Origin of the sequence: Microcoleus sp. B13-B6, from assembly GCF_036705405.1 — a bacterium.
In the GTDB taxonomy this organism is placed as follows: Bacteria; Cyanobacteriota; Cyanobacteriia; order Cyanobacteriales; family Microcoleaceae; genus Microcoleus.
Genome location: NZ_JAUBUJ010000209.1, coordinates 1 through 4,363 on the forward strand (window position 1 = coordinate 1; position 4,363 = coordinate 4,363).

The window sequence follows — 4,363 nt, forward strand, 5'->3', positions numbered from 1 at the left end:
ATCCTCAACTCGGTTGTTAAATCCCCATGTGGCGAAGATATTTGGCGGGTCACTGCCTGAGAAAATAGATCGATGCCGTTCAGCAATATACAAACAAAAGCTTCTCTGATGTAGGAGCTTTTGTTTTAGGTTTTAAAGAACTTAGACGGGCTCATTTGTGACAAGTTAAGAAAAAGTGCAAATTGTCAAGGGGTAGACAAAAAAAGGTAAAATAGGACGAAACCTTTACGGGGCAAGCAGTTCAGCCATAATTGAACCAGTTATGAGTAGCCAAAAACGAATCAACCGAGATCATGCAAAGAAAAAAAAGGTTCTTCGGTTCTTCCTTACAAGGTTCTTCGGTTCTTCCTTACTTGGTATGCCAAACTAACAATTAAAATGACAATTAAGCAAACATCTATTTTTGTAGTTTTCAAAATTCCTAAAGCCATATGCAGAACGTTTTATTAACTTAAGCTTGTTGTTAATACCTTCAACAATACCAATTGTTGTCCTATTATCAAAGTAAGCAATTATCTCGTCCAACCAATTAGTAATAGTCTTCACAGTATCTGGAAAATATTGTTGATCTCTTTTCGTAACTGCTCAATAAGTGCTGATAACCCACATTCCGCAGATGTGATTATCGTATCCGCTCAATAAATCGGGGTAATAGCAAAAAAAGAAGGTTCACAATCTAGGCACAGCATGGTAGAATATGACGTATTATTAATCATAAAATCAAGGATGTCATAACTTTTTTTAGCTACTAAAGTCACAATTAACCGTGGGTTTATACGACACTTACTAAAGGAATCAAGTGCCAAGAATTCAGAGCCTTTATATTTTTTTGAATTTGTTCAATCAGACCAGGACACACCCAAAGAATAAACTGAAGATTGTTGACGAATAATCATCCCCAAAGATGGAATATTTCCCAGGTGAGAAATACGGTCGTTCATATATTCAAAAAAGCTAATTCCTAATTTGCGGGTAGTGGCAACCAGAGACATGAAAATGTCCATCGCCTTCGTTCCTTCACAAGTTTGGGTTGCATAACTAATATTTCGTCGCTGCACGATTGTTCTAGCAGCTAGTTCAGCCGGGTTATTATGTAAAGGTAATTCCGGATGCTCCAAAACTAAAAGCAACTCAGATATTTTACTCAAAGTTAATTTTTTTCGTTCATCTAATTGTTCATAACCAGAGGAACTGCCGAAAATTTCCCAAAATTTTGATTTGAGCCTGAGCTTCTCTAACCCAGATGGAGAGTTTTTATAAGCTAATAATTCTCGGTAGTAATCCCAAAAATCATCAAGAAACTTGTCTAAACTTTTTTGATGACAAGTTACAAATGGACTTAACTTTTTATAATGTCTTGCTTCAGGCACCCAACATAAAGATAAATCATCTGTGAGTAATTTAAACTGGGGTGCATCATCAGTCACCAGAGTTTTTATTATCGGAATCTGGGATTGCTGAGCATAAAAAGCAATCGCTGCTGCCTCTAAAATCCTGGTACGATGTTGAGAGCCTACAGCACCCATATTTTTATTCAGCAAGGAGTTAAACTCATCACCCTTCAACGGAATTTCTCTTAGCAATCCTTTAATTTGATGGCTCCACTTCTGGGGTACATTGAACTTATCTAATAGCTGGTAAGTAAGTGGAGATATAATAAACTCAAGTTCTGGGTTGTTCTGTAATACTCCAAGTACGCTTAATCGGTTTTTTCTTAAAGTTGTAGAATAAACTGTATATAATGGGTTGCAAATTATATTTGTAGTGTGATTTACTCCTTTAACACGCGCACTTGTTTGGTCTAAGTGTTGCCAAGGACTACTTGCTAATCCGGATTCATACACTTCGTTAAATTCTGATTCAAACTTTGATGAATTTTTCACCACTAGATTTGATAAATAACCCGCTGACATCGAAATCCCAATATTGCTTAAAAAATCTAATAGCTTTCCGCATCGTCATGTTTCCCCCGTAATACAAGCTCATAACTAAGGATTTTACTCCCGGACCAAACTCTCCATCATATCCGGATGGTAAGGGTGAAACGTATGTTTTCTTTTCTGAAGGTGAGTAATACTACTGTTTCCGGAATAACACGTTATCTGTTTTCAGTAAAATGTCTTGAACTATTACCTCTTCATAACCCTTAAATTCTGCATCGAATGGCAGTTCTGCTTCAGGATACTCCAGGATTTTTGAGCGGTCAACTTTGACGATCGCATTTTTACTGCTTTTAATGTGCTTTTTTGGTGCTTTTCGCTCTTTTTCGGATGAGTAGTTCTCTTTTAACTTTTTCGCTCCATTAGCTTTGACCTCTGGTTTGCCTTGTTCTCCTTTGAGGCGATTGTTTTCGGATTTTAATCTTTGATTTTCTGACCGTAATTCTCTGGTTTCTGCTTGTAATTGCTCTACAAGGTTTAGCAATATGGACACAGTACGACGCAATGATTCGTCAGCAATCTCAGATGGCTCAATGCTTTGCAGTAAGGTCTCTACTAATTTTTGAGGAGATGATTCTTGCGTCATGAATCATATTCTACTATGCTGTGCCTAGATTGTGAAACTTCTTTTTTGCTGTTACCCCGATTTATTGAGCGGATACTATTTAGAGACGTTTTATATGTTTTTAATGCGAGATATTAATCCACTTTCCTTGAAATTTCTAAACCGAATTTATCGCGAAAGCAGACATCATCAAGTGCGCCTAGCAAGCACATTTTTTAATCTTAGTTTCACAAGGTGTCAAAAATGAAAACTTGATGAAAATTTTTCAAGTTAGTTATAAGACTATGTATAAGTTATAAGACTATGTATAACTGGTTGAATCGATGGGAATATGAGGGAATGGTCGGATTATATAATAAACCAGGTAGAGGCAGAAAAGAAACATTTAATTCCGCACAATCAGCTCAAATTAGAGACTGGGTAAAATTGCAACCAAAACAATTAAAGCAAGTAGTGCAAAATATTAAACAAGAATGGAATATTAATATCAGTACGGAAACTATTAAGAGAATAATTAAAAAACTTTGTATGAGTTGGCATAGGATGCGTCGAGGTGTTGGTGGCAAGCCAGACCCCATAGAATACAAGGAAAAAAAAGAAAACTTGTCAGAATTAAAACAACTAGAAAATGAGGGAAAAATTGATTTATACTATTTAGATGAATCCGGATTTTGTGGCATCCCTTGTGTCCCTTATGGATGGCAAGATATTGGTGAATATTTGTCAATTGAGAGTCGTAGAACTAAGCGTTTAAATGTCTGGGGAATCATGAATCGGCAAAACACTTTTCATGCTTATGTTTCAGAGCAGACTATTAATTCGCTCTGTAATCATAGCCTGCATAGATACTTTCTTTGCTGTGGTGGAGCGGCCAACAGTTATTGTAGTAGATCAAGCTTCTATTCATACTAGCCATGCCATTTTTGAGAAAATTGAAGAATGGAAAAAACGCGGTTTAACTATATTTGAATTGCCGACTTATTCACCTAAATTGAATTTAATTGAGATTTTGTGGCGGTTTATCCAATATGAATGGCTCGAAATAGATGCGTACTCTAGCTGGCAAGCTCTTGTTTCATCTGTCGAAAAAATCCTTAAAGAATTTGGAGATAATTATGTAATTAATTTTGCTTAACTACTTAATTCTAGTTGTGCCTGAACTTTAAATATTAGCTTAGAGCTAGAAAGGTCAGAACTGGTCGAATTAGCATCGGATTTTGCTGTGGATTGTCTGCTACAGATTTGGGTTAAATTATGATATTTTAGTTCTGTAGATAAACGACCTGCTGCTGACAACTGGAGTTTAGACTAAAAAAGAGAGAAGGGTGGCAAAAGCAGGACTTGAGCCACCGCGCCGGGAGAGAATGAGGGTGAAAAATAAAACCTATTGACTCCCTCAATGAACAGTGAACGATTAAAGGACTTTCGTCAAGCAGCATACGAATTATTGGTGCGAGCGAAAGATGCCACATTCGAGCTGATGGATGCAGTGATGACCACCAGGAATGCGTCTTGTTTGGCAGAATTTTCACTCAGCCCGCTATTCAATCGACAATGGTCAAGTATCTATGAAGCCTTACAAGACTGTAGACCTGACCGAAAAAAAGTGATGGAGTTGTATCGAGAGCAATTAGAACAGCAAGTACCCGCAACAGAACATATATTAGTGGCGATTGATCGTACTGTATGGGGGAGACCAGACGCTAAAACCTTAAAAGACAGAACCCATGAATATCAGGGGGGCGTAATTATCGGACAGGGCTACAGTACAATTGCCTGGAGTGCGACTCGTTTAATCCAAATGGATAAAGAATATCCAAGGACGATTAGCCTAACCCTCTGGTTAGTGTAACTGATT

Annotated in this window: 3 protein-coding genes and 2 pseudogenes; 2 read left to right on the plus strand and 3 right to left on the minus strand. The window is 37.2% G+C overall.

The genetic code is table 11. The features are described 5' to 3' along the window. Window positions 1–366: 366 nt before the first annotated feature. The 3 genes and pseudogenes from QUB35_RS38440 to QUB35_RS38450 form a co-directional block, all read right to left on the minus strand. A pseudogene (locus QUB35_RS38440) lies at window positions 367–561 on the minus strand (ISL3 family transposase); the annotation flags it as partial. 278 nt (window positions 562–839) lie between these two features. Next, a complete protein-coding gene (locus tag QUB35_RS38445; RefSeq protein ID WP_333148258.1) occupies window positions 840–1,913 on the minus strand; it encodes a hypothetical protein in 1,074 nt (357 codons plus the stop codon). Between the two features lie 163 nt (window positions 1,914–2,076). Further along, window positions 2,077–2,526, minus strand: coding sequence for a hypothetical protein (locus QUB35_RS38450; protein WP_333148260.1), 450 nt, complete (start codon window positions 2,524–2,526; stop codon window positions 2,077–2,079). Window positions 2,527–2,620: 94 nt separating this feature from the next. Here QUB35_RS38450 and QUB35_RS38455 point away from each other — a divergent pair. Together QUB35_RS38455 and QUB35_RS38460 are read left to right on the plus strand one after the other, a co-directional pair. Further along, window positions 2,621–3,640: pseudogene (locus QUB35_RS38455) on the plus strand (IS630 family transposase). A 264-nt stretch (window positions 3,641–3,904) separates the two neighbouring features. Further along, window positions 3,905–4,357 (plus strand): hypothetical protein, encoded by a 453-nt coding sequence (locus tag QUB35_RS38460; protein ID WP_333148262.1) that lies wholly within the window; start codon window positions 3,905–3,907, stop codon window positions 4,355–4,357. Window positions 4,358–4,363 lie beyond the last annotated feature (6 nt).

Bases quoted from the DNA above. Each gene is read 5' to 3' on its own strand.
- QUB35_RS38445 (WP_333148258.1), bottom strand. From the start codon at position 1,913: ATGTCAGCGGGTTATTTATCAAATCTAGTGGTGAAAAATTCATCAAAG.
- QUB35_RS38450 (WP_333148260.1), bottom strand. From the start codon at position 2,526: ATGACGCAAGAATCATCTCCTCAAAAATTAGTAGAGACCTTACTGCAA.
- QUB35_RS38460 (WP_333148262.1), top strand. From the start codon at position 3,905: ATGAACAGTGAACGATTAAAGGACTTTCGTCAAGCAGCATACGAATTA.